This is a genomic window from Streptococcus infantis, from assembly GCF_000963255.1.
Taxonomy (GTDB): domain Bacteria; phylum Bacillota; class Bacilli; order Lactobacillales; family Streptococcaceae; genus Streptococcus; species Streptococcus nidrosiense.
The window spans coordinates 64,468-89,379 of record NZ_JYOV01000019.1; the positions used below are offsets into that span (position 1 = coordinate 64,468).

26 protein-coding genes are annotated in these 24,912 nt (G+C 37.7%); 4 read left to right on the forward strand and 22 right to left on the reverse strand.

All coding sequences use genetic code 11. The annotated features are described in order from the left end of the window. Positions 1-19: 19 nt before the first annotated feature. The 3 genes from glmM to cdaA are packed head-to-tail and all read right to left on the reverse strand — an operon-like array spanning position 20 to position 3,030. Positions 20-1,369 (reverse strand): phosphoglucosamine mutase, encoded by a 1,350-nt coding sequence (gene glmM, locus TZ96_RS07425; RefSeq protein WP_045763529.1) that lies wholly within the window; start codon positions 1,367-1,369, stop codon positions 20-22. A gap of 25 nt (positions 1,370-1,394) precedes the next feature. Then, complete coding sequence (locus TZ96_RS07430) at positions 1,395-2,186, reverse strand: CdaR family protein (RefSeq protein ID WP_045763530.1); 792 nt, start codon at positions 2,184-2,186, stop codon at positions 1,395-1,397. Further along, the gene (gene cdaA / locus TZ96_RS07435) at positions 2,173-3,030 is read right to left on the reverse strand and encodes a diadenylate cyclase CdaA (RefSeq protein ID WP_045763531.1); all 858 of its coding nucleotides are present in this window, start codon (positions 3,028-3,030) and stop codon (positions 2,173-2,175) included. Before cdaA ends, TZ96_RS07430 begins: the two co-directional genes overlap by 14 nt. A gap of 134 nt (positions 3,031-3,164) precedes the next feature. On the opposite strand from cdaA, the gene TZ96_RS07440 reads away from it, so the two are divergent. Next, on the forward strand, positions 3,165-4,133 hold the full coding sequence (locus tag TZ96_RS07440; protein ID WP_045763532.1) for an NAD(P)/FAD-dependent oxidoreductase: 969 nt from the start codon (positions 3,165-3,167) through the stop codon (positions 4,131-4,133). A gap of 381 nt (positions 4,134-4,514) precedes the next feature. Here TZ96_RS07440 and TZ96_RS07445 read toward each other — a convergent pair whose 3' ends face one another. The 18 genes from TZ96_RS07445 to rlmD form a co-directional block, all read right to left on the reverse strand. Next, a complete protein-coding gene (locus TZ96_RS07445) occupies positions 4,515-5,894 on the reverse strand; it encodes a sensor histidine kinase (protein ID WP_045763533.1) in 1,380 nt (459 codons plus the stop codon). After that, the gene (locus TZ96_RS07450; protein ID WP_045763534.1) at positions 5,885-6,544 is read right to left on the reverse strand and encodes a response regulator transcription factor; all 660 of its coding nucleotides are present in this window, start codon (positions 6,542-6,544) and stop codon (positions 5,885-5,887) included. The genes TZ96_RS07445 and TZ96_RS07450 overlap by 10 nt, the downstream gene beginning before the upstream one ends. Before the next feature lie 19 nt (positions 6,545-6,563). Then, on the reverse strand, positions 6,564-7,301 hold the full coding sequence (locus tag TZ96_RS07455; RefSeq protein ID WP_045763535.1) for a lantibiotic immunity ABC transporter MutG family permease subunit: 738 nt from the start codon (positions 7,299-7,301) through the stop codon (positions 6,564-6,566). Beyond that, the gene (locus tag TZ96_RS07460; RefSeq protein ID WP_045763536.1) at positions 7,301-8,038 is read right to left on the reverse strand and encodes a lantibiotic immunity ABC transporter MutE/EpiE family permease subunit; all 738 of its coding nucleotides are present in this window, start codon (positions 8,036-8,038) and stop codon (positions 7,301-7,303) included. Before TZ96_RS07460 ends, TZ96_RS07455 begins: the two co-directional genes overlap by 1 nt. A gap of 3 nt (positions 8,039-8,041) precedes the next feature. Next, positions 8,042-8,737: a lantibiotic protection ABC transporter ATP-binding protein gene (locus TZ96_RS07465; RefSeq protein WP_045763537.1), complete on the reverse strand. Its 696-nt coding sequence runs from the start codon at positions 8,735-8,737 to the stop codon at positions 8,042-8,044. Between the two features lie 305 nt (positions 8,738-9,042). Beyond that, positions 9,043-9,954 (reverse strand): DNA-binding protein WhiA, encoded by a 912-nt coding sequence (gene whiA / locus TZ96_RS07470; RefSeq protein WP_045763538.1) that lies wholly within the window; start codon positions 9,952-9,954, stop codon positions 9,043-9,045. Continuing rightward, positions 9,951-10,928, reverse strand: a complete 978-nt coding sequence (locus TZ96_RS07475) for a YvcK family protein (RefSeq protein WP_045763539.1) — start codon at positions 10,926-10,928, stop codon at positions 9,951-9,953. Before TZ96_RS07475 ends, whiA begins: the two co-directional genes overlap by 4 nt. Then, positions 10,925-11,815 (reverse strand): RNase adapter RapZ, encoded by an 891-nt coding sequence (gene rapZ / locus TZ96_RS07480; protein ID WP_045763540.1) that lies wholly within the window; start codon positions 11,813-11,815, stop codon positions 10,925-10,927. Before rapZ ends, TZ96_RS07475 begins: the two co-directional genes overlap by 4 nt. Before the next feature lie 51 nt (positions 11,816-11,866). Beyond that, entirely contained in the window at positions 11,867-12,247 is a 381-nt protein-coding gene (locus TZ96_RS07485) for a RidA family protein (RefSeq protein ID WP_001140424.1), read from the reverse strand. Between the two features lie 9 nt (positions 12,248-12,256). Continuing rightward, a complete protein-coding gene (gene yihA / locus TZ96_RS07490; protein ID WP_045763541.1) occupies positions 12,257-12,844 on the reverse strand; it encodes a ribosome biogenesis GTP-binding protein YihA/YsxC in 588 nt (195 codons plus the stop codon). 8 nt (positions 12,845-12,852) lie between these two features. After that, positions 12,853-14,085 carry an ATP-dependent Clp protease ATP-binding subunit ClpX gene (clpX, locus tag TZ96_RS07495; protein ID WP_006145154.1) on the reverse strand — a complete coding sequence of 411 codons (1,233 nt, stop codon included), beginning with the start codon at positions 14,083-14,085 and terminating at the stop codon, positions 12,853-12,855. A 31-nt stretch (positions 14,086-14,116) separates the two neighbouring features. Then, entirely contained in the window at positions 14,117-14,287 is a 171-nt protein-coding gene (locus tag TZ96_RS10690; protein ID WP_000442255.1) for a hypothetical protein, read from the reverse strand. Continuing rightward, positions 14,287-14,793: a dihydrofolate reductase gene (locus TZ96_RS07505; RefSeq protein WP_045763542.1), complete on the reverse strand. Its 507-nt coding sequence runs from the start codon at positions 14,791-14,793 to the stop codon at positions 14,287-14,289. The genes TZ96_RS10690 and TZ96_RS07505 overlap by 1 nt, the downstream gene beginning before the upstream one ends. 127 nt (positions 14,794-14,920) lie before the next feature. Beyond that, positions 14,921-15,439, reverse strand: a complete 519-nt coding sequence (locus tag TZ96_RS07510; protein WP_045763543.1) for a Dps family protein — start codon at positions 15,437-15,439, stop codon at positions 14,921-14,923. Positions 15,440-15,587: 148 nt separating this feature from the next. Continuing rightward, positions 15,588-17,369 (reverse strand): ABC transporter ATP-binding protein, encoded by a 1,782-nt coding sequence (locus TZ96_RS07515; protein WP_045763544.1) that lies wholly within the window; start codon positions 17,367-17,369, stop codon positions 15,588-15,590. Positions 17,370-17,379: 10 nt separating this feature from the next. Beyond that, a complete protein-coding gene (locus tag TZ96_RS07520) occupies positions 17,380-19,116 on the reverse strand; it encodes an ABC transporter ATP-binding protein (RefSeq protein ID WP_045763545.1) in 1,737 nt (578 codons plus the stop codon). 124 nt (positions 19,117-19,240) lie between these two features. Then, positions 19,241-19,999 (reverse strand): triose-phosphate isomerase, encoded by a 759-nt coding sequence (tpiA, locus tag TZ96_RS07525; protein WP_045763546.1) that lies wholly within the window; start codon positions 19,997-19,999, stop codon positions 19,241-19,243. Positions 20,000-20,116: 117 nt separating this feature from the next. Beyond that, positions 20,117-21,484, reverse strand: a complete 1,368-nt coding sequence (rlmD, locus tag TZ96_RS07530; protein ID WP_045763547.1) for a 23S rRNA (uracil(1939)-C(5))-methyltransferase RlmD — start codon at positions 21,482-21,484, stop codon at positions 20,117-20,119. 55 nt (positions 21,485-21,539) lie between these two features. Between rlmD and TZ96_RS07535 the strand changes: the two genes are divergently transcribed. The 3 genes from TZ96_RS07535 to ntdP all read left to right on the forward strand — a co-directional run bounded on the left by TZ96_RS07535 (position 21,540) and on the right by ntdP (position 23,722). Beyond that, positions 21,540-22,313, forward strand: a complete 774-nt coding sequence (locus tag TZ96_RS07535) for an aminoglycoside 3'-phosphotransferase (protein ID WP_045763548.1) — start codon at positions 21,540-21,542, stop codon at positions 22,311-22,313. A 10-nt stretch (positions 22,314-22,323) separates the two neighbouring features. Beyond that, positions 22,324-23,100: a recombination regulator RecX gene (gene recX / locus TZ96_RS07540; protein ID WP_045763549.1), complete on the forward strand. Its 777-nt coding sequence runs from the start codon at positions 22,324-22,326 to the stop codon at positions 23,098-23,100. 88 nt (positions 23,101-23,188) lie between these two features. Next, a complete protein-coding gene (ntdP, locus tag TZ96_RS07545; RefSeq protein WP_000775325.1) occupies positions 23,189-23,722 on the forward strand; it encodes a nucleoside tri-diphosphate phosphatase in 534 nt (177 codons plus the stop codon). A gap of 323 nt (positions 23,723-24,045) precedes the next feature. Here ntdP and TZ96_RS10290 read toward each other — a convergent pair whose 3' ends face one another. Then, positions 24,046-24,903, reverse strand: a complete 858-nt coding sequence (locus tag TZ96_RS10290) for an Rgg/GadR/MutR family transcriptional regulator (RefSeq protein WP_045763550.1) — start codon at positions 24,901-24,903, stop codon at positions 24,046-24,048. Positions 24,904-24,912: the final 9 nt, after the last annotated feature.

The window sequence follows — 24,912 nt, forward strand, 5'->3', positions numbered from 1 at the left end:
TTATTTTCTGCTAGATTTACTAAATACCAATCTCAGTTTTAACAACTTCAGCAATAGTGTCTACATAGTAGTCTACTTCCTCAGTGGTTGGGGCTTCAGCCATGACACGCAAGAGTGGCTCCGTTCCACTTGGGCGAACGAGGATGCGACCATTGCCTGCCATTTCTGCTTCCATCTTCTCGATAATAGCCTTGATAGCTGGCACTTCCATAGCTTTTTCTTTCATGGCATTTTCCACACGGATATTGACCAATTTTTGTGGATAAATTGTCACTTCTGAGGCCAATTGAGACAAACTCTTACCTGTTTCTTGCATGATCTTCGTCAATTGAACTGCTGAAAGCTGACCATCACCAGTAGTATTATAGTCCATCAAGATAACGTGACCTGACTGCTCACCACCGAGATTGTAGCCAGATTTTCTCATTTCTTCAACTACATAGCGGTCTCCAACAGCAGTGACTGCCTTATTGATCCCTTCACGATCCAAGGCCTTATGGAAACCGAGGTTGGACATAACTGTTGTCACAATCGTGTTTTGAGCCAATTGACCTTTTTCAGAAAGATATTTCCCAATGATGTACATAATCTTGTCACCATCGACAATTTCGCCATTTTCATCAACAGCAATCAAACGGTCACTATCCCCATCAAAGGCTAAACCAATGGCAGATTTGCTTTCTTTTACAACTTCTTGCAAGGCTTCTGGATGAGTTGAACCAACGTTCAAGTTGATGTTAAGGCCATCTGGTGTTTCACCGATAACTGTTAATTGAGCACCTAGATCTGCAAAAATTTGACGAGCACTGGTTGCAGCTGCTCCGTTAGCAGTGTCCAAGGCAACCTTCATCCCTTCAAGAGGAGTTCCAGTTGAAACAAGATAGGATTCATACTTACGTAAACCTTCTGGGTAGTCAACAACCGTACCTAATCCCTCTGCACTTGGACGTGGGAGAGTATCTTCACTGGCATCTAGCAAGGCTTCGATTTCTGCTTCTTTGTCATCGTCTAGTTTAAAGCCGTCACCACCAAAGAATTTAATTCCGTTATCAAGGGCTGGGTTATGACTTGCTGAAATCATAACACCTGCGCTTGCACCTTCAGTTTTAACAAGATAAGCTACTGCTGGTGTTGCAAGAACGCCTAGTTTATAAACGTGAATTCCGACTGAAAGGAGACCAGCAATCAAAGCCGCTTCTAGCATTTGACCTGAGATACGAGTGTCACGTCCTACAAAAACTTTTGGTGCTTCAGTCGTATGTTGACTGAGAACATAACCTCCAAAACGTCCCAATTTAAAAGCTAATTCTGGCGTAAGTTCTACGTTTGCTTCTCCACGGACTCCGTCCGTTCCAAAATATTTACCCATTTTTTTATCCTTTTCTATTGTTTTATTAATCTTTTTTTGAAGAGTCTGACTTGGTTTCAGAACTAGTTGAAGACGAACTGCCCAAAGATGAGCTTGTCGTTGCTGAGCTAGAACTACTTGCTGATCTAGCTTGTTTCGTTGTTATCTTCATGGTTGTTTCATACGGTGTAATCACCGTTGGTAAAACTGTTCCATTCTTATCAATAGCTTGTAGAGGAACTGAACCTGTATAATTTCCTGTAATTTTTTCACTAGTTGGTAAAATAGCCACAATCTTATCAATCTTAGACAAGGTATCAACATCACTAGTAACCGAAACGCGTTCATCTGAAACAGTCACACTATCGATAAGAATTCGTTCATCAACCTTACCAGAGTCAATCTGTGGAGTGACTGGTAAATTATCCCGTGTTGCTTTCTTCCCAATTTTAACGGTGATTTTCTGCGGTGTTGCTAGGGCTGTTAAACCACTTGGTAGATTCTCAATGGTCAAGGGAACTTCAACGGTTCCTTCTGTCGCCTGTGTTAAATCTGCAGTAACCTTAAATTTACGAGTGCTTTCTTGCATCTCACTAGCCAAGGTCACTCGATTGGATCCAGTTAAAAATACCGTTACTTCTGAACTAAAACCACTAATAAAATACTGCTCACTATCGTACTGAATATCAATTGGTACATTTACGACCGTATTGGTATAGGTTTCTGTTCGAGCCGGTCTTGCATTATTATTATTTTGATAATTAATAGAGGTAGCGTAAATAAATAAAACGCAAGCAAAGAGGAGTGAGGAGATGATATATAAACTATTTTTTTTCATTCTTCCAGCCTCCTAATATACGCTCTGTTAAGCTTGGCTCTTGTGAATTTTCCGGAATCAGTATACGACGTAGTTCTTCCTCAAACTCCTCCATCGTTAAATCATGCTTAAAGACACCATTATAGGTAATGGAAATACCTCCAGTTTCCTCTGATACCACAAAAGTGAGAGCATCAGAAACCTCAGATAAACCAATGGCTGCACGGTGTCGCGTTCCAAACTCCTTAGAAATACCAGTGTCTTCAGTAAGTGGAAGATAAGCAGATGTTACAGCTATTCGATCACCTTTTATAATGACTGCACCATCATGTAAAGGTGTGTTTGGAATGAAGATATTGATTAAGAGTTCTGCAGAAATCTTAGCATCTAAAGGAATCCCCGTGGAAATATATTCCTGCAAGGTTCTGACACGCTGAACTGATACAAGTGCTCCAATTTTTCGCGGGCTCATATATTCAACTGCTTTAACAAAGGCCTGAATCATCTGTTCTTCTGAACTCATTGGTGTACTTGAAAAGAAATCAGTCGCACGTCCTAATCGCTCTAAACCTGTCCGAATTTCTGGAGAGAAAATAACCACCGCTGCGATAACACCGTAAGTAATCAATTGATTGATCAACCAGGAAATAGTTGTTAAGCCTAGGGTATTTGCTGCTATCTGAGCTAAGATAAACACTAAAACACCTCGAACCAGGATCATAATCTTGGTTCCTGCAATTGATTTTGTAAATTGGTATAAGATATAGGCAACGATAAGAATATCAATCACATTTATCAGAATACTCCAAGGACTGGAAAATAAACTAGACCAGTATTGAAGATTAGATAATTGCTGAAAATTCATTCTAGGCCTCCTCTCCATAAAAAAGCTACTCTTCATTATATCATTTTATATGAAAATTTTCTTCCCCCTACTTCATTTTAAATTGGTAGAAAATATGATAGAATAAAATGATAGAAATGAATTAAGGAGAAACCATGTCTGAACTATATGATATTACCATTGTAGGAGGTGGACCTGTCGGTCTTTTCGCAGCCTTTTATGCTCACCTTCGTCAAGCCAAAGTACAAATCATCGATTCTCTTCCTCAACTAGGTGGTCAACCTGCCATCCTATATCCTGAAAAACAAATTCTCGATGTTCCAGGTTTTCCAAACCTCACAGGGGAAGAATTGACTAACCGCCTTTTGGAACAACTTGAAGGGTTTGAGACACCTGTTCACCTCAATGAAACTGTTCTTGAGATTGAAAAAGAGGATGATGTTTTTAAGATTACAACTAATAAGGGAAATCATACTTCTAAAACCGTTATTATTGCTATGGGAGGCGGTGCTTTTAAACCACGTCCACTCGAATTAGAAGGTGTTGAAGGCTATGACAATATCCACTACCACGTTTCTAATATTCAACAATATGCTGGTCAGAAGGTAACCATCCTGGGTGGTGGTGACTCAGCCGTTGACTGGGCTTTAGCTTTTGAAAAGATTGCTCCAACTACACTTGTTCACCGTCGCGATAACTTCCGTGCACTTGAGCATAGCGTACAAGCCTTGCAAGAGTCTTCTGTAACTATCAAAACACCATTTGTGCCGAGTCAACTTCTTGGTGACGGCCAAACTCTTGACAAGCTTGAAATCACAAAAGTCAAATCCGATGAAACCGAAACCATTGAATTGGACCACCTCTTTGTCAACTATGGCTTTAAATCTTCTGTAGGTAATCTTAAAAAATGGGGATTAGAACTGAACCGCCACAAGATTATCGTCAATAGCAAGCAAGAGTCAAGCCAAGCTGGAATTTATGCTATCGGTGACTGCTGCTACTACGAAGGTAAGATTGACTTGATTGCAACAGGTCTTGGTGAAGCACCAACTGCTGTCAACAATGCAATCAACTATATTGACCCCGAACAAAAAGTACAACCAAAACACTCTACAAGTCTATAATGTCAAAATTACAACTTTATTAAAAAATCAAGTGAAATTTCATGATAAAACGCATAATAACAAGTATCTAAAGAACTTGCTATTATGCGTTTTTATGATTTTAAAAACTTTTCCACTAACCACCTTTATTTGCTTTTTATAGAAAGTTTAATACTTATTGATTAGTTTTTTAATATTGCCCCTCATTCCGACATATTCAGACTAACAAACTCTGTGCACCGTATGAGTAATACTAGATAATATTCTATCTTAGTGTAATTTGTAGTGAAAGTTCGAAGTTAAAATTTACAAATTGACGTTAAATACAGTTATGAACATGTTATAAAGTTTGATGTTAGAGCTGTTAGATTAATTATTACATAAGTTAAGTGTTAATATGGCTCATTTATCATTCTGTATCGGTAATATAAATTTAACTTCAGCACCACGACAAGCTTCTCTATTTTTCAAGATTACTGATCCACCATGTAATTTGATTATTTGTTCAGTAATAAATAGTCCAATACCATAATTAGTTGCAGAATGCCTGCTATAATCTCCACGATAGAACTGTTCTTTTGCGTGAATTAAATCGATATCAGAAAAACCTTTCCCGTTATCTAATACTGATATTTCTAAAAAGTCATCTACAGTTTTTAGATTCAATTCCAATGTAACTATTCCATTATTATTTTCAATTGAATTCGCTAAGACATTTTGCAATGCTCTCTCTAAGAGTTTCAAGTCTACACTCATTATACCATCTTCAACTACTACATTAGTTTTTAGATTGTTAGAATTAATTGACATTAGTTCTTTAGAAACTGTTACCAATTGTTCTGATACAGTTTTTACTGCCAACGATTGTGGCTGGTATTCAGTGGCATTAGAATTCTTATTCATGATTAGAAGTGTTTTTATATATTCAGATATTCTATTGCTATTCCTCAGTATATAATCTATATAAATACTCTGGTCCTCTGTCACAGATGTCTTTTTAAGCAACTCAGCATTTCCTTGAACAATAGATACTGGGGTTTTCAAGTCATGTATCAAAGCAGAAATCTGTTTTTGCTTATTTTCTTCCTGTATCCACTCTTTGATTAATGACTCTTGCAAAGCATTTCTCATTTTCTCTAAACTAAATAGAACTTCATTAAATTCTTTGACTCTTGAATAATGCAGGTCAAAATCTAAAGTTTGTTCTGATATTTTTTCGGAAGCAGCAAATATAGGTGAGAGTTGTTTCACAAGATATTTAGCCCATACTATTGTAACAACCAATGTATTTAGTAAACTAACTAAAATAAGAATACTGACATACACTACATTGACATTAGGAAAATATTTTGCCATGAATTTATTTGTAAAATAGGGTTTTACTGAATATTGAATAATACAATAACCGTCATTTCGTAAAATTTCTATATAGCTATAAGATGGGGTATTATATACTCTCTCATTATTATAGTATCGAATTGCTCGATCTTCTTCATCTTTACTCATTGAACTAGTAATGATATTTCCATCCTTTGAAATTAATAGATATGAGGCATTATCTGGTATAAGATTTTTATCAAAGGTCTCTGTATTGGCTATCGCATTCTTCCTCTCATAAATCTGATTTTCTGTGTAATCAGCAGGTAAAATAAATCCTAATGAATACATGGTGGTGAACATCAGAATTACTAAACCAAATGAAAGAAACAATACAATTCCTACACTTATTAGATATTCTAAAAATATTATTTTTAGCGATTGCCCTTTTAATTTTATTCCCATTTATATCCAATCCCCCATACAGTTACTACTGGAGATACACCTTCCTTCTGTAATTTTGCGCGAATATTTTTAATATGTTCTGAAATAGCTGAAGAATTACCTATTCCATCATATCCAAATATCATCTCATAAATCTGTTCCTTTGAAAATACTTGTCCACGTCTACGTGCTAGAAGTTCACAAATTCGATACTCAGATTTTGTAAAAGGAATTTTCTTATCATTCACATAAATTATATTCGCTGATAAATCAAATCTAATTTCTCCAAGATTTAAACTTAAATGTCTCTCTCGGTTTTCTCGACGTAAATGGGCATCAACTCTCGCAATTAATTCATTTACTCCAAAAGGTTTTAAAATGTAATCATCAGCTCCTGTTGAAAAACCCGAAACAATGTCACTTTCCAAAGATTTTGCAGTTAAAAATAAGATGGGACAGTCTACTCTATCTCTAATAGATTTACAATAAGATATACCATCGATTTTTGGCATCATTATATCTAACAAGATTAAATCATACTCTGATAATTTAGAAATAGGTACTTCTGTTGGATTTTGAAAAATATCTACATGATATAATTTTTGTGTTAAAATATTTTTGATTAAAACCAAAAGATCCATTTCATCATCTATAGCTAATATTTTCACCATCTTATTACCACCTTCATTTCTATTCCATATTAGTTCTGCCGTTCCATTTATTAAACCAAATCAAACTTCCAAATAACATTACAACTATTATTGGTGTTGCAACTAAAGACCATTTAAAAAATTCAAAATAAAATGAGTTTTCACCTGAAATTTTATCTACAAAATAAAGACCACAAAGCCTTGAAGGCCATGAACTTGGTAAGTAATACCAAATATTATCCCCCATACTTGTAACAGCAAGTAGAGCTATCAAAGTTTCAAAGAAACCAAGACCAATAGAGGCTCCACTCCCAAATCTGAGGCTAATAACCAGATGTATTAAATATAACGGAACAACTCCTATAATCATTAAGACTGATTCCAATACCAAATCATAAAATTCTTTATAATTAAAAAGCATCAAAAAACTACTTTGGAGTAAAATAAGTGATAGTGATGCACACAACAATAAAGATAATAACTTACCAATATACATACTAGTTCTTGATTGCGAACCAGTTAACATTATTTGAAAGCAACCAGCTTCTGCTTCCATTTCTATTACCTTTGCAGTAATGAAACCAATAACAATCGGGAACAATGCACCTAATGTAATCAAATAATTTAATGTGACATCCTCTATTGAATACCTACTTAGGCCCGTAAATTTAAAACCAGCATATATCATAATCACAAATAGTATTGGGAGTAACAGATATAACCAGGGTAACCAAGTATGTTTTATCTTATATAACTCAGATTTTAAAATATTTATCACTATCTTACCTCCTGTTTTGCAAACCAAATAGATGATAAGTAAGATAATAGAAGAAATAACAGAATTGAGAAGATACATGGAGGAAAAATTGATGTGTTTAACATCATATTTCCTCCATCTGCTGGTAGTCCATTTGGCATAATTTTCAGCATTGGAACCATCGTTCTTATACTCCAACTATATGGAGATAACAGCCAATAATTTCCAGCAGAAAACACAATTCCAAGTGCAACACCTAATAAACCATTTATCATAAGACTAGTAGAAAAACCAAACTTTTTAGCTAATAGTAGACAAAATGGAATTTGCCATATGCTTGATACCACTAATAATATACTTGAGACTAATAAAGTACTAAAGCTATAGCTTAAAAATATTTGATCTCCAAAAATAAATTGTACAATTAAAACTGCTATCAAATGAACCAAACTGGCCATCAGAATCAAACAGCTTGCCACTATAATTTTTGATATCCAAATCTTTCGCAAATCAATACTGAGAGGATAAACTGCCCTATATTTTATTTTTTTATCTTCGTATCGATTCATTAAAGCAGGAATCAGTGCATAAGTGATTGGCATAATTATAGTATACCACCAATTATATGAATCTATTGTAAAATATGGTGGTACCAGTAAATAAGATAAAATTATCAAAGATATAGGTATTATATAGATTATTTTTTTTAAAAAAGTTCTTTTATATTTTAAATAATCACCAAGAATATAATTCATCATTTTTTAATTCTCCTTCTTTACTACTTCCAAAAATAAATTTTCTAAACTTTCTTGAGAGTCTTTTATATCTTGGTATTTTAATTCACCTTCACATATTATCCCGATATAATCTGCAACTTGCTCAACTTCGGAAATATTATGGCTGGATAGAATTACTGTAATGCCTTGTTTTGGGAAGCCAAGAATCATCTCCCTTAATTCTTGAATTCCCAATGGATCTAAGCCATTGGTTGGTTCATCTAAAATTAATAATTTAGGATTATTTAACAGTGCTATTGCAATTCCTAATCGTTGTTTCATTCCCAAAGAAAATTTTCCACTTCTTTTTTTACCTGTATTTGATAGACCAACGATTTGTAGAACTTCATCAATTCTTGATTCAGGTAATCCAAGTAACATTGTTCTTACTTTTAAATTTTCTTTTGCACTTAAGTTCTCATACAACGGAGGTAACTCTATCAAAGCACCAATTTGTTCGAGATCCTTTCTACTCCATATATGATCATTAAAGATAATATCTCCGGACGATTTGTGGAGCATTCCTGTTATCATCTTTAGTGTAGTTGATTTCCCAGCCCCATTTGGACCAAGTAATCCGTAGATACAATTCTCTTTCACTTGTAATGAAATATTATTCACTACAAGTTGATTCCCAAATTTCTTTGACAAATTCCGTGTCTCTAAAATATTTTTTCCCATTTTGATCCTCCTTAAATTTACACTTCAATAATAAAATATAAATTTAAAGATTTTATAAAGAAAATACATAATTATCTATTAATTTTTAAGAAAACTATAACTACGCAATTTAATGAAGATTAAAAAAAAAATTTGAAATTTTTAGTATTCTATCTAGAACCTTAATCTCTTAAAACAACGAATCCTATGAAAATGAAAATTCTACTGAATGAAACTTCAGTAGAATTTTTTAAATTTGAGGTTATTTTAAAAATTTTTAAACATCAATCTCGATATATCTTTTTTGAACATCAATATATTATATTTTACAGTTCCTCTGCGATTTTGTTGATCTTTCTCAGGCGATGATTGACACCACTTTTGGTTAAGGGATTGGTCAGACTATCTGCCAACTTTTGAATAGAATAGTCTGGATGCTGGATACGCAGACGGGCAACTTCCTGCAAGTCTGCTGGCAGATTATCCAAACCAATTCTATCTTTGATTTTACTGATATTGTTGATGGTTTTCATACTCGCTGAAACCGTACGAGCAATATTAGCTGTCTCTGCATTATTGGCACGATTGAGGTCATTTCGAGTTTCTCGGAGAATCTTAACACCTTCAAAAGTATCACGTGCCTGCATAGCTCCTACTAAAATCAGGAAATCCATAATATCTTCTGCTCGCTGGAGATAGGTCACTGCACCTTTTTTTCGTTCAATCACCTTGGCATCTAACAAGAACTGCTGTAAGAGCGAAACGATCCCTTGGGCATGATCTAGATAAACTGAACTAATTTCCAGCTGATACTTGCCTGACTCGGGATCCCGAATACTCCCATTTGCTAAAAATGCACCACAGAGATAGGCACGACCTGCTTCTTCATCTCCTAAAATATCTGGATCAATTCCCGTCTCCAGACCAAAGAAAGAATCAGCCAGACGCAAATCCGCTAAAAGTTCTTGAACTTGCTCATCTGTAAACACAGTATAGACCCGATTTTTTCGAAGATTACTTCTCTGATGATGACGAATCTCCGACTTGATACCATAAAAGTGCAAGAACGATTCATAGAGATGGCGGGCAAGCTTGGCACTCTCTGTAACAACGGACAAGGTCAAGCCAGAACTAGACAAACCTACGCTTCCAGACATCTTGATAATGGCTGATAACTCATAGCGACTCAGGTGGTGTTGACCTAGGATTTCTTCTTTTACTGCTACTGTGAAACTCATTTTCTCACCTGTATGATGCGCATTAATTCATCCACGATTAAATCCCCATCATGGAAGGCACCACCATTTTCCAAGCGTAGGAAGTTGGATGAAATGACACGGGGGACTTGTTGATGCAAACCATCGAAATCATGCTCAACCTGAACTAGATACTCATCGAAACGGTTGGTGTCCATATAGTCTCTTGGAACCTTTTCGATATTAACAAGTACGGTATCAATAAAGGGGCGACCAAGATGACGATGCAAGACTTCCACATGATCACTATCTGTAAAATGCTCAGTCTCACCACGTTGGGTCATGATATTGCAAACATAAGCCACCTCTGCTTTGGTTTCAAGAAGGGCTTGTCCAATCTCTTCAATGACAATATTCGGCAAAATGGAGGTAAAGAGTGAACCAGGCCCTAAGACAATCATATCACTCTCAAGAATGGTATTGACAACTCGACGGCTAGCCTGCGGTTTTTCATCATTCAGGGTATTGGTAACATAAACATGGTCAATCATGCCTGGATGGTCTGCAATATGACTTTCCCCAGCTACTTCTGAACCATCTTTAAAGACTGCATGCAAGGTCAAGGGATGATCACTAGATGGATAAATCTTACCTGTCGTATGGAAAAATTTACTCAGCAATTGCATGGCGTTATAGGTTGAACCCTGCATTTCAGAAAGCCCTGCTATGAGAATATTCCCCAGCGGATGTCCAGCAAAGGCACCTGCATCTTCCGAAAAGCGGTATTGAAAAACCTTCTCATAGAACTTTGGCATATCTGACATGGCAACAAGCACATTGCGTAAATCTCCAGGTGGTGTCAACTGCTGCATATTTTTACGCAGCTCACCTGAAGAACCTCCGTCATCAGCAACAGTTACAATGGCTGCAATGTCCACATCTCTTTCCCGTAAACTTTTTAAAATAACAGGGATTCCAGTTCCTCCACCAATCACCGTAATTTTTGGTTTTCTCATGAACGGTTTACCGTTTCCTTTCTTCGGTCTTTATCACGATGGCTTTCGTTTACAGGCCAATTTTTCGCCAAATCATTGGCTAATCGTTTAGCGAAGGCAACGCTTCGGTGTTGCCCACCTGTACAACCCACTGCAATGGTTAAAACAGATTTTCCTTCTTTTTTATAACCTGGTAGAATTGGTTCAATTAAGGCTAACAAATGACGGTAGAAATCTTCAGATTCCTCATGATTCATAACATAATCATAAACTGCCTGGTCCTCACCTGTCTGATTACGGAGTTCTGGTAGATAGTAGGGATTTGGGAGGAAACGGACATCAAATACCAAGTCAGCATCAATAGGAATGCCATATTTAAACCCGAAAGACATAACCTCAATACGGAAGGACTGAGCCTGTTCTTGGTCCGAAAACTGCTCTGCAATGGTCTTACGAAGTTCACGTGGAGTTAACTCTGTCGTGTCTACCACGTTTTGACTCATATTTTTTAATGGTGCCAAGAGTTCACGTTCCAGCTTAATTCCGTCCAAAATACGACCATCTGCTGCCAGAGGGTGGCTTCTTCTAGTTTCCTTATAGCGTGCCACCAATTCCTTATCTGCCGCATCCAAAAAGAGGATTTTAAAGTCTAAATCATCTTGGTTTTCCAATTCATCCAAGACAGCCTGAATCTCTGAGAAGAAGGAACGACTACGCATATCCACTACTAGGGCCAACTTATGATCATCATCCTTGGTCTCAACCAACTGCAAAAACTTTGGTAAGAGGGCAGGCGGCATATTATCAATCGTAAAATATCCTAAATCTTCAAAAGATTGAATGGCTACAGTTTTCCCTGCACCACTCATCCCTGTAACAATCACCAGGTGAAGTTGTTTCTTTGTCATCTTTGTCTCCTTATATCAAAAGAAGTTTGGAAGAACCAAACTTCAACTCGCTTATCCAATCTCTGCGATGACTTCAATTTCGACTTTTACATCGCGAGGAAGACGAGCTACTTCTACAGCTGAACGAGCTGGAAATTCCTTGTTAAAGGCTGTTTGGTATACCTCATTGAAAGGTACAAAGTCGTTCATATCACTCAAGAAGCAAGTTGTTTTAACAACATGGTCAAAATCCGTTCCCGCTTCTGCCAAAATAGCTCCAATGTTTTTCAAAACTTGTTCAGTCTGTTCTTGGATCGTTTCTCCTACGATTTCTCCAGTTTCAGGAGATAGAGGTACTTGACCGCTAGCAAACAAAAGGTTGCCAACGATTTTTCCTTGAACGTAAGGTCCAATTGCCTTTGGAGCTTTATCTGTATGAATTGTTTTTGCCATTTGTATTCCTCACAATTTTTCTAAAATAGCATCCCAAGCTTGGTCCATTCCTGCTTTTGTCACTGAAGAAAAGAGGATGAAATCATCACTTGGATCAAAGTTTAATTTCTTTTTAATAGCTGATTCGTGCTTATTCCATTTACCACGCGGAATCTTATCTGCTTTAGTCGCCACAATGATGACAGGAATTTCGTAATATTTAAGAAATTCGTACATCTGTACATCATCAGCCGTCGGATCATGGCGAAGGTCTACAAGACTAACAACCGCTCGAAGATTTTCTCGAGTAGTCAAGTACTCTTCAATCATACGACCCCATTTTTCACGTTCCTTTTTGGAAACACGGGCATAACCATAACCAGGCACATCCACAAAACGCATCTTGTCATCAATATTAAAGAAATTGAGTAGTTGTGTTTTTCCTGGTTTTCCAGAAGTACGAGCTAGATTCTTACGATTAAGCATGGTGTTGATGAAGCTTGACTTCCCAACATTTGAGCGACCTGCAAGAGCAATTTCAGGAAGTTCATCCTGCGGATAGTGGGACTTGTTGGCTGCACTCAGCAAAATCTCAGCATTTTGTGTATTGATTTCCATAGTCACCTCTAGGCTGTCTCTAGAATTGGCTTAGCCGTTCCGTCAACCGCTTCTTTTGTGATACGAACTGTTTTCACATTTTCTTGGCTTGGAACTTCAAACATAACGTCTAGCATGGTTTCTTCAATGATTGAGCGAAGACCACGCGCACCAGTTTTGCGTTCGATAGCTTTGTTGGCAATTTCCTGGAGGGCTTCGTCGTCAAATTCAAGCTCAACATCATCATAAGAAAGTAAGGTCTGGTATTGTTTGACCAAGGCATTTCTTGGCTCCTTCAAGATGCGAACCAAATCATCTACGGTCAACTGCTCCAAGGCTGCAAAGACAGGCAAACGCCCAATCAACTCAGGAATAATTCCGAATTTTTGAATATCTTCTGCGATGATTTCTTGCATGTATGAGCTGTTTTCGTCAATGGCCTTGTTGTTTTGTCCAAAACCGATAACTTTTTCACCAAGACGCTGTTTGACAATCTCTTCGATGCCATCGAAGGCTCCACCAACAATGAAGAGAATATTCTTAGTATCTACTTGAATCATCTCTTGTTGTGGATGTTTGCGTCCACCTTGTGGAGGAACACTTGCTACTGTACCTTCAATAATCTTGAGGAGGGCTTGTTGCACCCCTTCACCAGAAACGTCACGTGTGATAGACACGTTCTCGCTCTTCTTGGCAATCTTGTCAATTTCATCCACGTAGATAATCCCACGTTCTGCACGTTCGATGTTAAAGTCAGCTGCTTGCAAGAGTTTGAGGAGGATATTCTCCACGTCCTCACCAACATAACCAGCCTCAGTAAGAGCTGTTGCATCTGCAATGGCAAATGGTACATTCAAACTTCTAGCAAGAGTTTGAGCAAGGAAAGTCTTCCCTGAACCAGTTGGGCCAATCATCAAAATGTTTGATTTTTGCAAATCCACATCTTCTGACTCTTCACGAGTGTCATGGAAATTGATGCGTTTGTAGTGGTTATATACAGCCACTGCCAAGGCACGTTTGGCACGATCTTGACCAATCACATAGTGGTTCAAGATGTTTAAGAGTTCGATTGGTTTTGGTACTTCAGACAAGTCTGCCAGGACTTCCTCTGCCAACTCCTCACGAATGATTTCCTGGGCTAACTCCACACACTCATTACAGATAAAAGCGTTGTTCCCAGCGATTATTTTTTTAACTTCTTCTTGGCTTTTGCCACAAAATGAGCAATAAACCATCATATCATTTTTCCTATTTGTAGGCATGATTCCCTTCCGTTCTAAATGATTTTTCTATCTAAAATAAGGTCATATAAAAAGCATGAATGCTATTCACCAAGTTTGTAAAAGCATTAAGCCAAAGTAGAGTAGCAAGTCCAAAGCGCTTTTTACGAAAAGCGTGTGTTCCAGCTACAAGACAAACAGCACACAAAAGAGCTGTAAAAAATCCAAAAATACTGCGCTCCATTAGACTTCCTTTCTCTTTCTATATTCGATGGTGAAATCATAGGCATTTTTCTCATCTTTGGAATAAGATTTGCTTGCAAGAGTCTCAAAAACCGTCAAGTCAAAATCTGCTGGGAAATAAGTATCCCCTTCAACTTGAGCATGAATTTGTGTCACAATAATCTCATCGAGATAAGGTTCAAAAAGCTGAAAAATCTGCTTGCCCCCAATGATATAGAGATTTTTATCCTGGTTCTGATACCAGTCTAAAACGTCCTCAACATTTTGGAAAACCAGAGCACCCTCAATTGACTCTTCAGGATTGCGCGTCAAAATCAGAGTCTCACGTCCTGGAAGCAATCGTCGTCCCATTCCATCAAAGGTGACACGTCCCATCAAGATGGCATGATTCAAGGTTGTTTCTTTAAAATGTTTTAACTCTGCTGGCAAATGCCATGGTAAGCGATCCTCTTTTCCGATTACACCCTTTTCATCTTGAGCCCAGATGGCTACGATTTTCTTTGTCATGCTTTCATCCTTTTTATTGATAGTTCTATTTTATCAAAAATCTTGAAAAAAGACTGTTTTGGAACGCCCTCCGAAATAGAAAAAATCCGTAGAAACTTTCTACGGATTTTTGACAAAATAGAGTATCTTACAAACCAGGTGCTTGTCCTAATTCTGCTGCAAGCATCCAGACTGTTTTTTCAAGGTCTGCCTTAGCACCAACGAAGATATCATTGGTTACATCATCACCTTCTTCATCTGTTACATCCAAAGCTTTTTGGAAAAGAGTGATAAGGTAACGATAAATTTCAAGGACACGTTCCAAGCTTTCTTCTACGTTACGGAACTCTCCAACTTCTTCTTCGATTTCACTGTGTTGAAGGAATTCTGTCAAAGTAGAGTAAGGTTTGCCACCAAGAGTGATCAAGCGTTCGCTGATTTCATCAAGGTAACCATCAAGGCTATCCATGTATTCATCCATCTTAGGATGCCATACCATAAAACCACGTCCACGCATGTACCAGTGTACTTGATGTAGAGCAATATGGGCTACATACAAGTCTGCTACTGCTTGATTCAAAACTTCCTTTGTATTTACTAGCGCTTCTGCCGCTGGTTTAGATAATGTTGCTACGTCTTTTAATGCATCTTTTTTCAATTCTACCATTTTTCTCACCTCATAATATTATTTTTGCAACCATATTTATTGATTACTATCTCAGTATACTACACCTAGTAGACAAAAGCAAGAAAATTAACCCATATTAAAAAAGTTGTAATAGACTGATAATTTAAGAAAATGAGCAGATATCTTTTTAGTTATTTTCAGTATCTTTCCGAGAGAATTGGCTTTGATAAAGGTCATAATAAAATCCTTTTGCAGCCAAGAGGCTTTCATGATTTCCCTGTTCAATTATCTGTCCATCTTTAAGTACCAAAATCTTATCAGCTTCCTGAATTGTCGAAAGACGGTGAGCAATGACAAAGCTTGTTCTTCCCTTCATCAAACGCTTCATAGCCTTTTGAATCAAGAGTTCTAAACGGGTGTCAACTGATGATGTCGCTTCATCAAGGATTAGAATTTTTGGATTGGCTAAGAGGGCACGCGCAATGGTTAAAAGCTGTTTCTGACCAAGAGAAATATTACTTGACTCTTGGTTCATCTCCATGTTATAGCCCCCAGGAAGAGTGCGGATAAAGTGGTCTACATTAGCAGCCTTAGCTGCTTCAATGATTTCCTCATCTGTTGCTTCAAGGTTCCCAAATCGAAGATTTTCCTTGATACTGCCTTCATAGAGCCAGGCATCCTGTAAGACCATACCAAACTGGCGACGATAGTCCTGACGAGACAGGTCACGAATATCTTGACCGTCCACTAAAATAGCTCCAGCAGTTACATCATAAAAACGCATGAGAAGGTTAATTAAGGTTGTTTTTCCTGCTCCAGTAGGACCAACAATGGCTACCATCTCTCCTGGTTCAACATCTAGGTTAAAATTGCGAATCAATGGTTTATTTTCCACATATTGGAAATCAACATTCTTGAAGCTAACTTGACCTGTCAACGGTGCCAGTTCTTTTACTTTAGCAGTTTGAACTTCTTCCTCTTCATCCAAAACTTCAAAGACACGGTCAAGCGAAGATTTAGCACTTTGCATTTGTCCTGCTAATTGAGTGATGTTTTGAATTGGTTGACTGACCTGCCACACATACTGAACGAAAGCCTGCATATTACCGATGGTTAAGCGGCCTGCAATAACTTGCAAACCACCTAATACTGCAACAATTAAGTATGTTAAATCAGACACGATATGAAGGGCAGGCATCATCAATCCTGAAATAAAGCTCGCCTTAAATCCGACCTGTTGCAATTCATCCGTAATCTTTTCAAACCTCTCTTGAGAGTTTTCTTCACGGCCAAAAAGTTTGAGGACATTGAAACCTGTCAAGTTTTCTTGTACAAATCCATTCATACGTCCTAGAATGGCTGCTTGCTGTTTAAAGTATGGTTGCGAACGATTCAGAATTGTTTTAGCCCCAAAATAAGTTATCGGAATCGACAAGATAACAATGATAGCTAACTGAAGATTTAGATAGAGGACCATTCCCATAACAAAAAGAATGGTAAAGACTGCATTGACAATCTGTAAGAAAGATTGTTGTAGAGCGTTCGAAACAGTCTCAACGTCACTTGTAAAACGACCTAACAAATCTCCAAACTGATGCTTATCAAAGTAGGACACAGGGATGCGGTTGATTTTTTCACTCATTTCATTTCGCAAATCCTGTATCATGGACTGTACCGCATTGGTCATAAAGTAGTTTGAGTAATAAGAACCCAACTCATAGAGAAGCCCACGCAAGAGATAGATCACTAGAATCACTGCGATATAGCTGGTATTGATACCCGCTCCTGCAACACCATTTGCCATGGCAAGGAGATTGCTGGTTAATTCTGTGATGGCAAGCCCTAATACGAAAGGCTCGATAACACTCATAATGACGCTGACTATTTTCAAGAAGACTGCAAAGAAAACAGAAAATCGATAGGCTTTTAAATAGCTCCATAGACGAGCTAGACTAGATTGTTGTTTCATCCTTTACCTCCTATTCTTCTGTCAGAGACGCATTTTTCAGCTGCGACTCAGCAATTTCTCGATAGATGTCATTGGTTTCCATCAATTCTTCATGACGGCCACGACCAACGATTTCACCCTTATCAAGGACAATGATCTGGTCAGCATCCATAATGGTTCCAACACGTTGCGCGACAATCAATACCGTAGCATCTTGCGTCACTTCCTTGAGACGACGGCGTAAAATAGCATCTGTACGATAGTCCAAGGCTGAGAAGGAATCGTCAAAGATGTAGATGTCTGGACCCTTGATGACTGCGCGGGCAATCGACAAGCGTTGTTTCTGACCACCTGATAGGTTGCTTCCCCCTTCGGCCAGATGCGTTGCAAAACCTTCTTCTCGACTTTCGATAAAGTCTTTGGCTTGGGCTACATCAGCTGCTTGGTGCAAGTCCTCATGACTGGCATCTTCTTTCCCATAGCGGAGATTGTCTGCGATAGTCCCAGTAAAGAGCAAGGCTTTTTGTGGAATAAATCCAATCTTCTGACGGAGTGATTTGAGACGGTAATCCCGTACATCAACACCATCGACCTTAATTTTCCCTAGCGTAACATCGTAAAAACGAGGAATCAATTGAACCAGAGTAGACTTACCTGAACCAGTTGAGCCGATAAATGCAATGGTTTCTCCCGGTTTAGCAGTAAAGGAAATGTTATGCAAAACAGGGCTTTCTGTTTCCCCAGGATAAGCAAAGGTCACATTATCAAATTCTAAGTAACCATGTGTTTCTGTTTCTTGAACTCCATCCTCGTTTGGATCAATGGAAATGGGCATGTCCATGATTTCCTTCAAACGCTCGCTAGATACAGCAGTACGTGGATACATGGTAAAGAGGTTTGACAAGAAGAGGAAGGACAAGAGGGCGTGGAAACTATACTCGATGAAGGCTACTAAATCCCCAATCTGCAAACTGCCGTGCTTGAGAGGATCCAAAGCAAACCAAACGATAGCTACAATCATGGCAATAATGATTTGCACAAAAAGTGGTTCCGTCAAACCAGTCAATTTGAACAAGCGATTCGAATTGTCTGCATAGATTGCATTTTTCTCTTCAAAACGTTTTTCTTGGAAATCTTCACGAGCAAAGGCACGAATCACTCGTAGCCCCATCAAATTTTCACGGACATACTGGTTAATCTTATCCAGTGTTTTCTGTTGTTTTTCAGATAAGGGACGCGTTTTGACCGCCACATAAATGACTACTACAGCTAGAAAAGGAACGGAAAAAGCGACAATCCAGGCTAGTGAAGGACTCGTCAAGAAAATCATGAGAATACTTGATAGCATCATCATGGGTGTGATAACACCCAACTTAAGCGTTTGTTCCGCAAACTGCATGAGGACAAAGGCATCACTGGTGATACGAGTAACTAGTGAAGACACACCGATTTGTTCATATTCGTGATGAGAATACTCTTGTAACTTAGCATAAACATCATTTCGCATATCCTTGACCATATTGGTGGTCAATTTACTAGCCGCATAAGCCAGAACAACCCGTCCAAATGTTCCCAAGACGATAATAACCAACATGATTACGGCCCAAAAATAGAGTTTATCCTGATCACCTTGGTTGATTCCCTGGTCAATCATGCGGGCTAAAACTGTTGGTAAACCTAGATTGACAATGACAAAGAAAATTGCCCCGAGAAAGTCTAACACTAACCACTTGGGATAGCGTTTGAGATAAGACCAAATATACAGCATAATTCTCCTTTCTTTTTCTTCTAAAATGCAGAAAAGAGCGTGCTTTCGCACGCCATTTTACTAAAAAGAAGACAGGCAGCCAAAACCTCAAGAGAGGGAACTGTCTGTCTCAGATATTTAAGGCTTATTTTACAAAGTCAAGCAATGCCAAGAAGCTTTCTGGGTCAAGTGATGCACCACCAACAAGAGCTCCGTCAACGTCTGGACAAGCCATGTATTCAGCAACGTTTTCAGGTTTAACTGAACCACCGTATTGAACACGTACTTTGTCAGCTACTTCTTGACCGAAGTCAGCAGCTACAACGTCACGAACAACTTTACACATTTTTTGTGCGTCATCTTGTGAAGCAGATTTACCAGTACCGATAGCCCAGATTGGCTCATAAGCGATAACTGTTGAAGCTACTTGTTCTGCAGTCAATCCAGCAAGAGCAGCTGAAACTTGAGCACCTACGAATTCTGCTGCTTTACCAGCTTCGTAAGTTTCAAGTGACTCACCACAACAGATGATTGGAAGCATACCGTTAGCGAAGATTGCTTTTGCTTTTTTGTTGATGTCTTCGTCTGTTTCGTGGAAGTAGTCACGACGTTCTGAGTGACCGATAACAACGTAGTCAGTACCGATTTCTTTCAAAACTTGAGGGCTAGTTTCACCAGTGAAAGCACCAGCATTTTCAAAGTAGCAGTTTTGAGCAGCAACTTTAAGGTTTGAACCTTTAGCAGCAGCAAGAACAGTTGTCAAGTCAAGAGCAGGAGCTGCGATACCAGCTTCAACAAGGTCTGATGAAGGAAGTTTTGATGCTACAGCTTCAACGAATGCTTTTGCTTCTTCTGGGTTTTTGTTCATTTTCCAGTTACCAGCGATAAATGGTTTACGTGACATTTCACATACCTCTTTTTTCATTTTATTTTCTACTTATTTTATCATATTTATAGATAGCTTGCAAATCTTACTCTGTAACTAGAAGTCTTCTTTTCAAAAACTTTCCAGTTGCCATTTCTATTTAAAAGCTGGCTTGCGCCTCGTTAATTTGACCACTGCTTCTGTTCTAGCCGTGTGTGGAAACATGTCAACGGACTGGATATAATGCAGGTCATAAACCTCTAGCAATCGGACTAAATCACGCGCCAAGGTAGACACATTGCAGGAAACGTAGACCATCTTTTCAGGAGCGTATGTGACGATGGTATCCAAGAGTTTGTCATCTAAACCTGTACGTGGCGGGTCCACAATCAAGGCATCAGCACGATAGCCTTCCTTGTACCAACGAGGGATAATTTCTTCTGCAGTTCCTGCTTCATAGTGGGTATTGGTATACCCCATACGCTTAGCATTTTCTTTGGCATCCTCAATAGCTTCTGGAATAATATCCATTCCTCTCAAACTTTTGACTTTTTTCGCAAAGGCAAAACCAATGGTCCCAACACCACAATAAGCATCAATCAGATGGTCGTTCTCAGTAATGTCCAAGGCCTTAACGGCTTCACTATAGAGAATTTCAGTCTGTTCAGGATTAAGCTGATAAAATGCTCGAGGTGAAAGAGAGAATTCATAATCTAGAATACCCTCGCGTATACTATCCTGCCCCCAAATAATCTCCGTCTTGTCCCCATAAATTTCACTAGTTTTAGCAGTATTGGTATTGACTGCGACAGTCACTACTTCAGGATAATCCTTGACTAGGTCTTTCACAAATTGAGTCAAATTCAATTGGCGATTGGTCACAATGATAATCTGAACTTGCCCAGTTTTCCGTGCTCGACGAACCATGATGGTTCGAACCCCAAGGATTTTCCGTTCATCCGTAATCGGAATTTGATGGTAAGTCAAGAGTTCAGCAATGCGATTGGCAATAGCTTGTGTCTCCTTATCTTGAACCAGGCAGTCCTTTAACTCGACCAAATAATGGGAATTCTGAGCATACAAACCTGCCTTGACTTGACCTTTAAACTTTCGTGTTTGAAATTGCAGTTTAGCCCTATAATACTTTGGTTTCTGCATGCCAATAGTTGGTCTAATCTCAAAGTTTTCATAGCCAGCAGGGGCAAATTTCTTCAGAGCTTGATGGAGAAGATCTGTCTTGAACTCCAGCTGCTTATCATAATGTAGATGCATGATCTGACAACCACCACACTCATTATAAATAGTACAGTCTGGAACCACTCGAAACTTAGATTTTTTATTGACCTCAAGCAGCTTAGCCTCAACGTAGTTACGCTTAACCGAAGTCACCTGACAATAGATATCTTCTCCCTTGAGGGCTCCTGGAACAAAAACGAGGGTTTTCTGGTAAAATCCGATTCCTTCCCCGTTAATCCCCATGCGCTTGATTTTTAATGGAATTTTTTGTTTGACTTTTAGATTCATAAGTCTATTATACCACGTAGTTTCTCAATGGTTAAGAATATGTTACAATAAAACCATGAATACAAAGATATCTTTTTCCTCATTGGATTTTCCTGAGCAATTACGAACTTATATAGAGGAGGCAAACCTATCGGACAGCTCTTCTCATTCAGGCGCAAGAGTTCTCTATCTTGATTCAGGTTACTATTTAAAAATTGATCAAAAGGGAAGTTTAGAGCGAGAAACTAGCATTGCGAGTTGGTTTGAACAAGAGGGAATAGGAACTCCAGTCATCCACTATCTATCTACAGATAAAGACTACCTCCTGACTAAAGAGGCTATTGGTCATGATGCTCTCGCTTTTTTAGACCAGCCAGAAAAAATCTGCCGAACCATGGCAGAGGCTCTTAAAAAGCTTCACAACTTAAACCCACAAAATTTTCCATCAGAAAATCATTTAAAAGCCTATAAAGAAAGAGCCTTTAAAAACTATGAAAAAGGGGAGTTCTATGCCAAGGCGCTCCTACCCCAATTCCAGATTAACAGTCGCGAAGAGGCCTTCCAACTCATCCAAGAACAAGGGCACCTTTTAAAAACAGATGCCTTTATTCACGGGGATGCCTGTCTACCGAACTTTATTCTTAAAGATGCCAGCCATTTCTCTTGTTTTATTGACCTTGGTTCGGCTGATTTCAGTGATCGGCATATCGATCTCTTTTGGGCTATTTGGTCCCTCAATTACAACTTAAAAGATCCCAAATATGCTGAACTATTTCTCGACTATTACGGGAGGGAACTGGTTGATAGCAATAAACTTCGACTCGTTGCTGCCTTCGAAGCATTTGGATAAGAGGTAAACCATGAAAATCACAAAACTTGAAAAGAAAAAAAGACTCTTTCTACTTGAGCTTGATAGCGACCAAACCTGCTACATTACAGAGGATACCATTGTGCGCTTTATGTTGACAAAAGGGAAAGAGATCTCAGCTGAAGAACTAACTGAGATTAAATCATTTGCGCAATTTTCCTACAGTAAAAATCTAGCTCTCTACCACTTATCCTTCAAGGCTCGCACTGAAAAAGAAGTTAAAGATTATCTTGCCAAACATGAAGTTAATGAGAACATCATCCCCAAAGTTATCCAGTCTTTAAAAGATGATAATTGGATCAATGATCGCCAATATGCTTATGCCATCATCAATTCCAATCAGCTTTCAGGAGATAAGGGAAGCTATATGCTGATGCAGAAGATTTCTCAAAAAGGCGTTGCTAAATCCATTATCCAAGAAGTCATACAAGAATTTGATATGACGGAAGTCGCAGAGCGCACAGCGGAAAAACTATTGAAAAAATACCAGGGTAAATTACCTGCCCGCGCTCTACAGGATAAGATTATCCAAAGCCTAACCAATAAAGGATTTTCCTACACAGAAGCCAAAACAGCCTTTGACCAATTGGACAGCCAGGTCGAAGAAGAAACCGTTCAGGAACTTATTTTTAAAGAGTTAGACAAGCAGTATCGGAAATATTCACGAAAGTATGAAGGATACGAACTGAAACAACGTTTGACCCAAGTTTTAGCTAGAAAAGGTTATGATTTTTCGGATATAGCCAGCGCTCTCAGAGAATATCTTTAATTTTTTCATGAAAAAACTAAGAACTTTAAACAAAAATGTGATACAATAGTAAACGATAAACTTATAAATTGTAGAAAGTTGGTTAGTTATGAAACTTCCAAAAGAAGGCGACTTTATTACAATTCAAAGTTATAAGCATGATGGGAGTCTCCACCGTACTTGGCGAGACACCATGGTACTAAAAACAACAGAGAACGCTATTATCGGCGTCAACGACCACACACTTGTTACCGAAAGTGACGGTCGTCGTTGGGTGACTCGAGAACCGGCTATTGTTTACTTTCACAAGAAATATTGGTTTAATATTATCGCTATGATTCGTGAAAATGGTATCTCCTACTACTGCAATATGGCAAGTCCTTACTATTTGGATGAAGAAGCTTTAAAATACATTGACTATGATTTGGATGTTAAAGTTTTTACAGATGGTGAAAAACGCCTCTTGGACGTTGAGGAGTATGAACGACACAAGCGAAAAATGAAGTATTCTTCTGATCTAGACTATATTCTGAAAGAGCATGTAAAGATTCTTGTTGATTGGATTAACAATGAGCGAGGTCCTTTCTCAGAAGCCTATGTCAACATTTGGTACAAACGCTACGTAGAACTAAAGAATCGGTAAAGTTGTCAGAGGTCAGGATTAAAATCCTGACCTCGTTTTTTGGTAGTATAAAATAAGCTGTGTAAACACAAAAAGAAATAAATCCATTATGATAGAATTCGTGAGATATACAAAATAAATGGATAGACTAATACTTTTTTAATTTCTTTGTTCCTTGTAAGTTTACAACAACCTTATATTGTTTAATACAAAAATACGAAGATGATTGCTATAAAAGAATTCAGATCACCTTCGTATCAAAAATTTAGTTATTGTATTTCCACATAGCATCAATCATTTAGTACGACATTTTGAAAATAATAATTTGACCGATAAAATGCTATTTAATCTACCAGATCATTTAATCGTTTTTGAAAATATAAAGCAATATTTTTAGATTCAATAAACTCAAAATATTTAATGACATTTTGCATTTGTTTAATTCCAGATTCTTTAGATTCTATCAGGTAGATTTTATATCCTTCTACAAACTTGAATGTAGATTTTTCAAAGACTTTTGTGTCATCTTTTAATAATTTTCTTAATTTCATTTCAAAGTAGTCTGCATATGATAGATGTGAATTTTCAAGGCAACAGAACCAAAAATTTAAACAAGCTGACACAACTAAATTTCTATTCTTACCGATTTTTTCGTAATAATGTGTACGCTCTAGTATTTCTTTTCCGACCCTGTAGATATAATCTATTTCAAAAAGATGATATAAATTACCAATCAGCGCTATCTCATAGGACTCCCAGCGTTCCTTCTGGAATAAATAGTCATATACTAAATTTAGATCATCTCTACTAACTACATAATTACAATCTATCTGATTTAATAGTCCCTGAACCATAATTGTATTTATTCTATAAGTTTTTTCTCCACTCTTCTCAAAAAGTTTTTGTTGCTCATTTTTTATTTCCTCCAATCCTTTAGTATTCAAACTATAAAAATTTGGAGATAAATTAACCAAAAAATCATCAAGCTCCGATCTTTTATAATGTTCTAGATAATTACAAAAATTCTCGATCGAAACATTGATATTTGATAATAATTCAAAAAACGTTGAAAGAGAAATTTCATTTTCTCCCCTTTCAAATCTAGAGAGTTGAGATTTTGATATAGAATCAGCTGCAGCATACTCTAAAGAATATCCGTTTAATTTTCTAAAATATCTAAAAGCTTCTCCGTAATTTTTCACAATTTCGTT

Excerpts from the sequence above, each read along its gene's own strand:
- glmM (WP_045763529.1), bottom strand. The coding sequence starts at position 1,369 with ATGGGTAAATATTTTGGAACGGACGGAGTCCGTGGAGAAGCAAACGTA.
- TZ96_RS07430 (WP_045763530.1), bottom strand. The coding sequence starts at position 2,186 with ATGAAAAAAAATAGTTTATATATCATCTCCTCACTCCTCTTTGCTTGC.
- cdaA (WP_045763531.1), bottom strand. The coding sequence starts at position 3,030 with ATGAATTTTCAGCAATTATCTAATCTTCAATACTGGTCTAGTTTATTT.
- TZ96_RS07440 (WP_045763532.1), top strand. The coding sequence starts at position 3,165 with ATGTCTGAACTATATGATATTACCATTGTAGGAGGTGGACCTGTCGGT.
- TZ96_RS07445 (WP_045763533.1), bottom strand. The coding sequence starts at position 5,894 with ATGGGAATAAAATTAAAAGGGCAATCGCTAAAAATAATATTTTTAGAA.
- TZ96_RS07450 (WP_045763534.1), bottom strand. The coding sequence starts at position 6,544 with ATGGTGAAAATATTAGCTATAGATGATGAAATGGATCTTTTGGTTTTA.
- TZ96_RS07460 (WP_045763536.1), bottom strand. The coding sequence starts at position 8,038 with ATGATGAATTATATTCTTGGTGATTATTTAAAATATAAAAGAACTTTT.
- TZ96_RS07465 (WP_045763537.1), bottom strand. The coding sequence starts at position 8,737 with ATGGGAAAAAATATTTTAGAGACACGGAATTTGTCAAAGAAATTTGGG.
- whiA (WP_045763538.1), bottom strand. The coding sequence starts at position 9,954 with ATGAGTTTCACAGTAGCAGTAAAAGAAGAAATCCTAGGTCAACACCAC.
- TZ96_RS07475 (WP_045763539.1), bottom strand. The coding sequence starts at position 10,928 with ATGAGAAAACCAAAAATTACGGTGATTGGTGGAGGAACTGGAATCCCT.
- rapZ (WP_045763540.1), bottom strand. The coding sequence starts at position 11,815 with ATGACAAAGAAACAACTTCACCTGGTGATTGTTACAGGGATGAGTGGT.
- TZ96_RS07485 (WP_001140424.1), bottom strand. The coding sequence starts at position 12,247 with ATGGCAAAAACAATTCATACAGATAAAGCTCCAAAGGCAATTGGACCT.
- yihA (WP_045763541.1), bottom strand. The coding sequence starts at position 12,844 with ATGGAAATCAATACACAAAATGCTGAGATTTTGCTGAGTGCAGCCAAC.
- clpX (WP_006145154.1), bottom strand. The coding sequence starts at position 14,085 with ATGCCTACAAATAGGAAAAATGATATGATGGTTTATTGCTCATTTTGT.
- TZ96_RS10690 (WP_000442255.1), bottom strand. The coding sequence starts at position 14,287 with ATGGAGCGCAGTATTTTTGGATTTTTTACAGCTCTTTTGTGTGCTGTT.
- TZ96_RS07505 (WP_045763542.1), bottom strand. The coding sequence starts at position 14,793 with ATGACAAAGAAAATCGTAGCCATCTGGGCTCAAGATGAAAAGGGTGTA.
- TZ96_RS07510 (WP_045763543.1), bottom strand. The coding sequence starts at position 15,439 with ATGGTAGAATTGAAAAAAGATGCATTAAAAGACGTAGCAACATTATCT.
- TZ96_RS07515 (WP_045763544.1), bottom strand. The coding sequence starts at position 17,369 with ATGAAACAACAATCTAGTCTAGCTCGTCTATGGAGCTATTTAAAAGCC.
- TZ96_RS07520 (WP_045763545.1), bottom strand. The coding sequence starts at position 19,116 with ATGCTGTATATTTGGTCTTATCTCAAACGCTATCCCAAGTGGTTAGTG.
- tpiA (WP_045763546.1), bottom strand. The coding sequence starts at position 19,999 with ATGTCACGTAAACCATTTATCGCTGGTAACTGGAAAATGAACAAAAAC.
- rlmD (WP_045763547.1), bottom strand. The coding sequence starts at position 21,484 with ATGAATCTAAAAGTCAAACAAAAAATTCCATTAAAAATCAAGCGCATG.
- TZ96_RS07535 (WP_045763548.1), top strand. The coding sequence starts at position 21,540 with ATGAATACAAAGATATCTTTTTCCTCATTGGATTTTCCTGAGCAATTA.
- recX (WP_045763549.1), top strand. The coding sequence starts at position 22,324 with ATGAAAATCACAAAACTTGAAAAGAAAAAAAGACTCTTTCTACTTGAG.
- ntdP (WP_000775325.1), top strand. The coding sequence starts at position 23,189 with ATGAAACTTCCAAAAGAAGGCGACTTTATTACAATTCAAAGTTATAAG.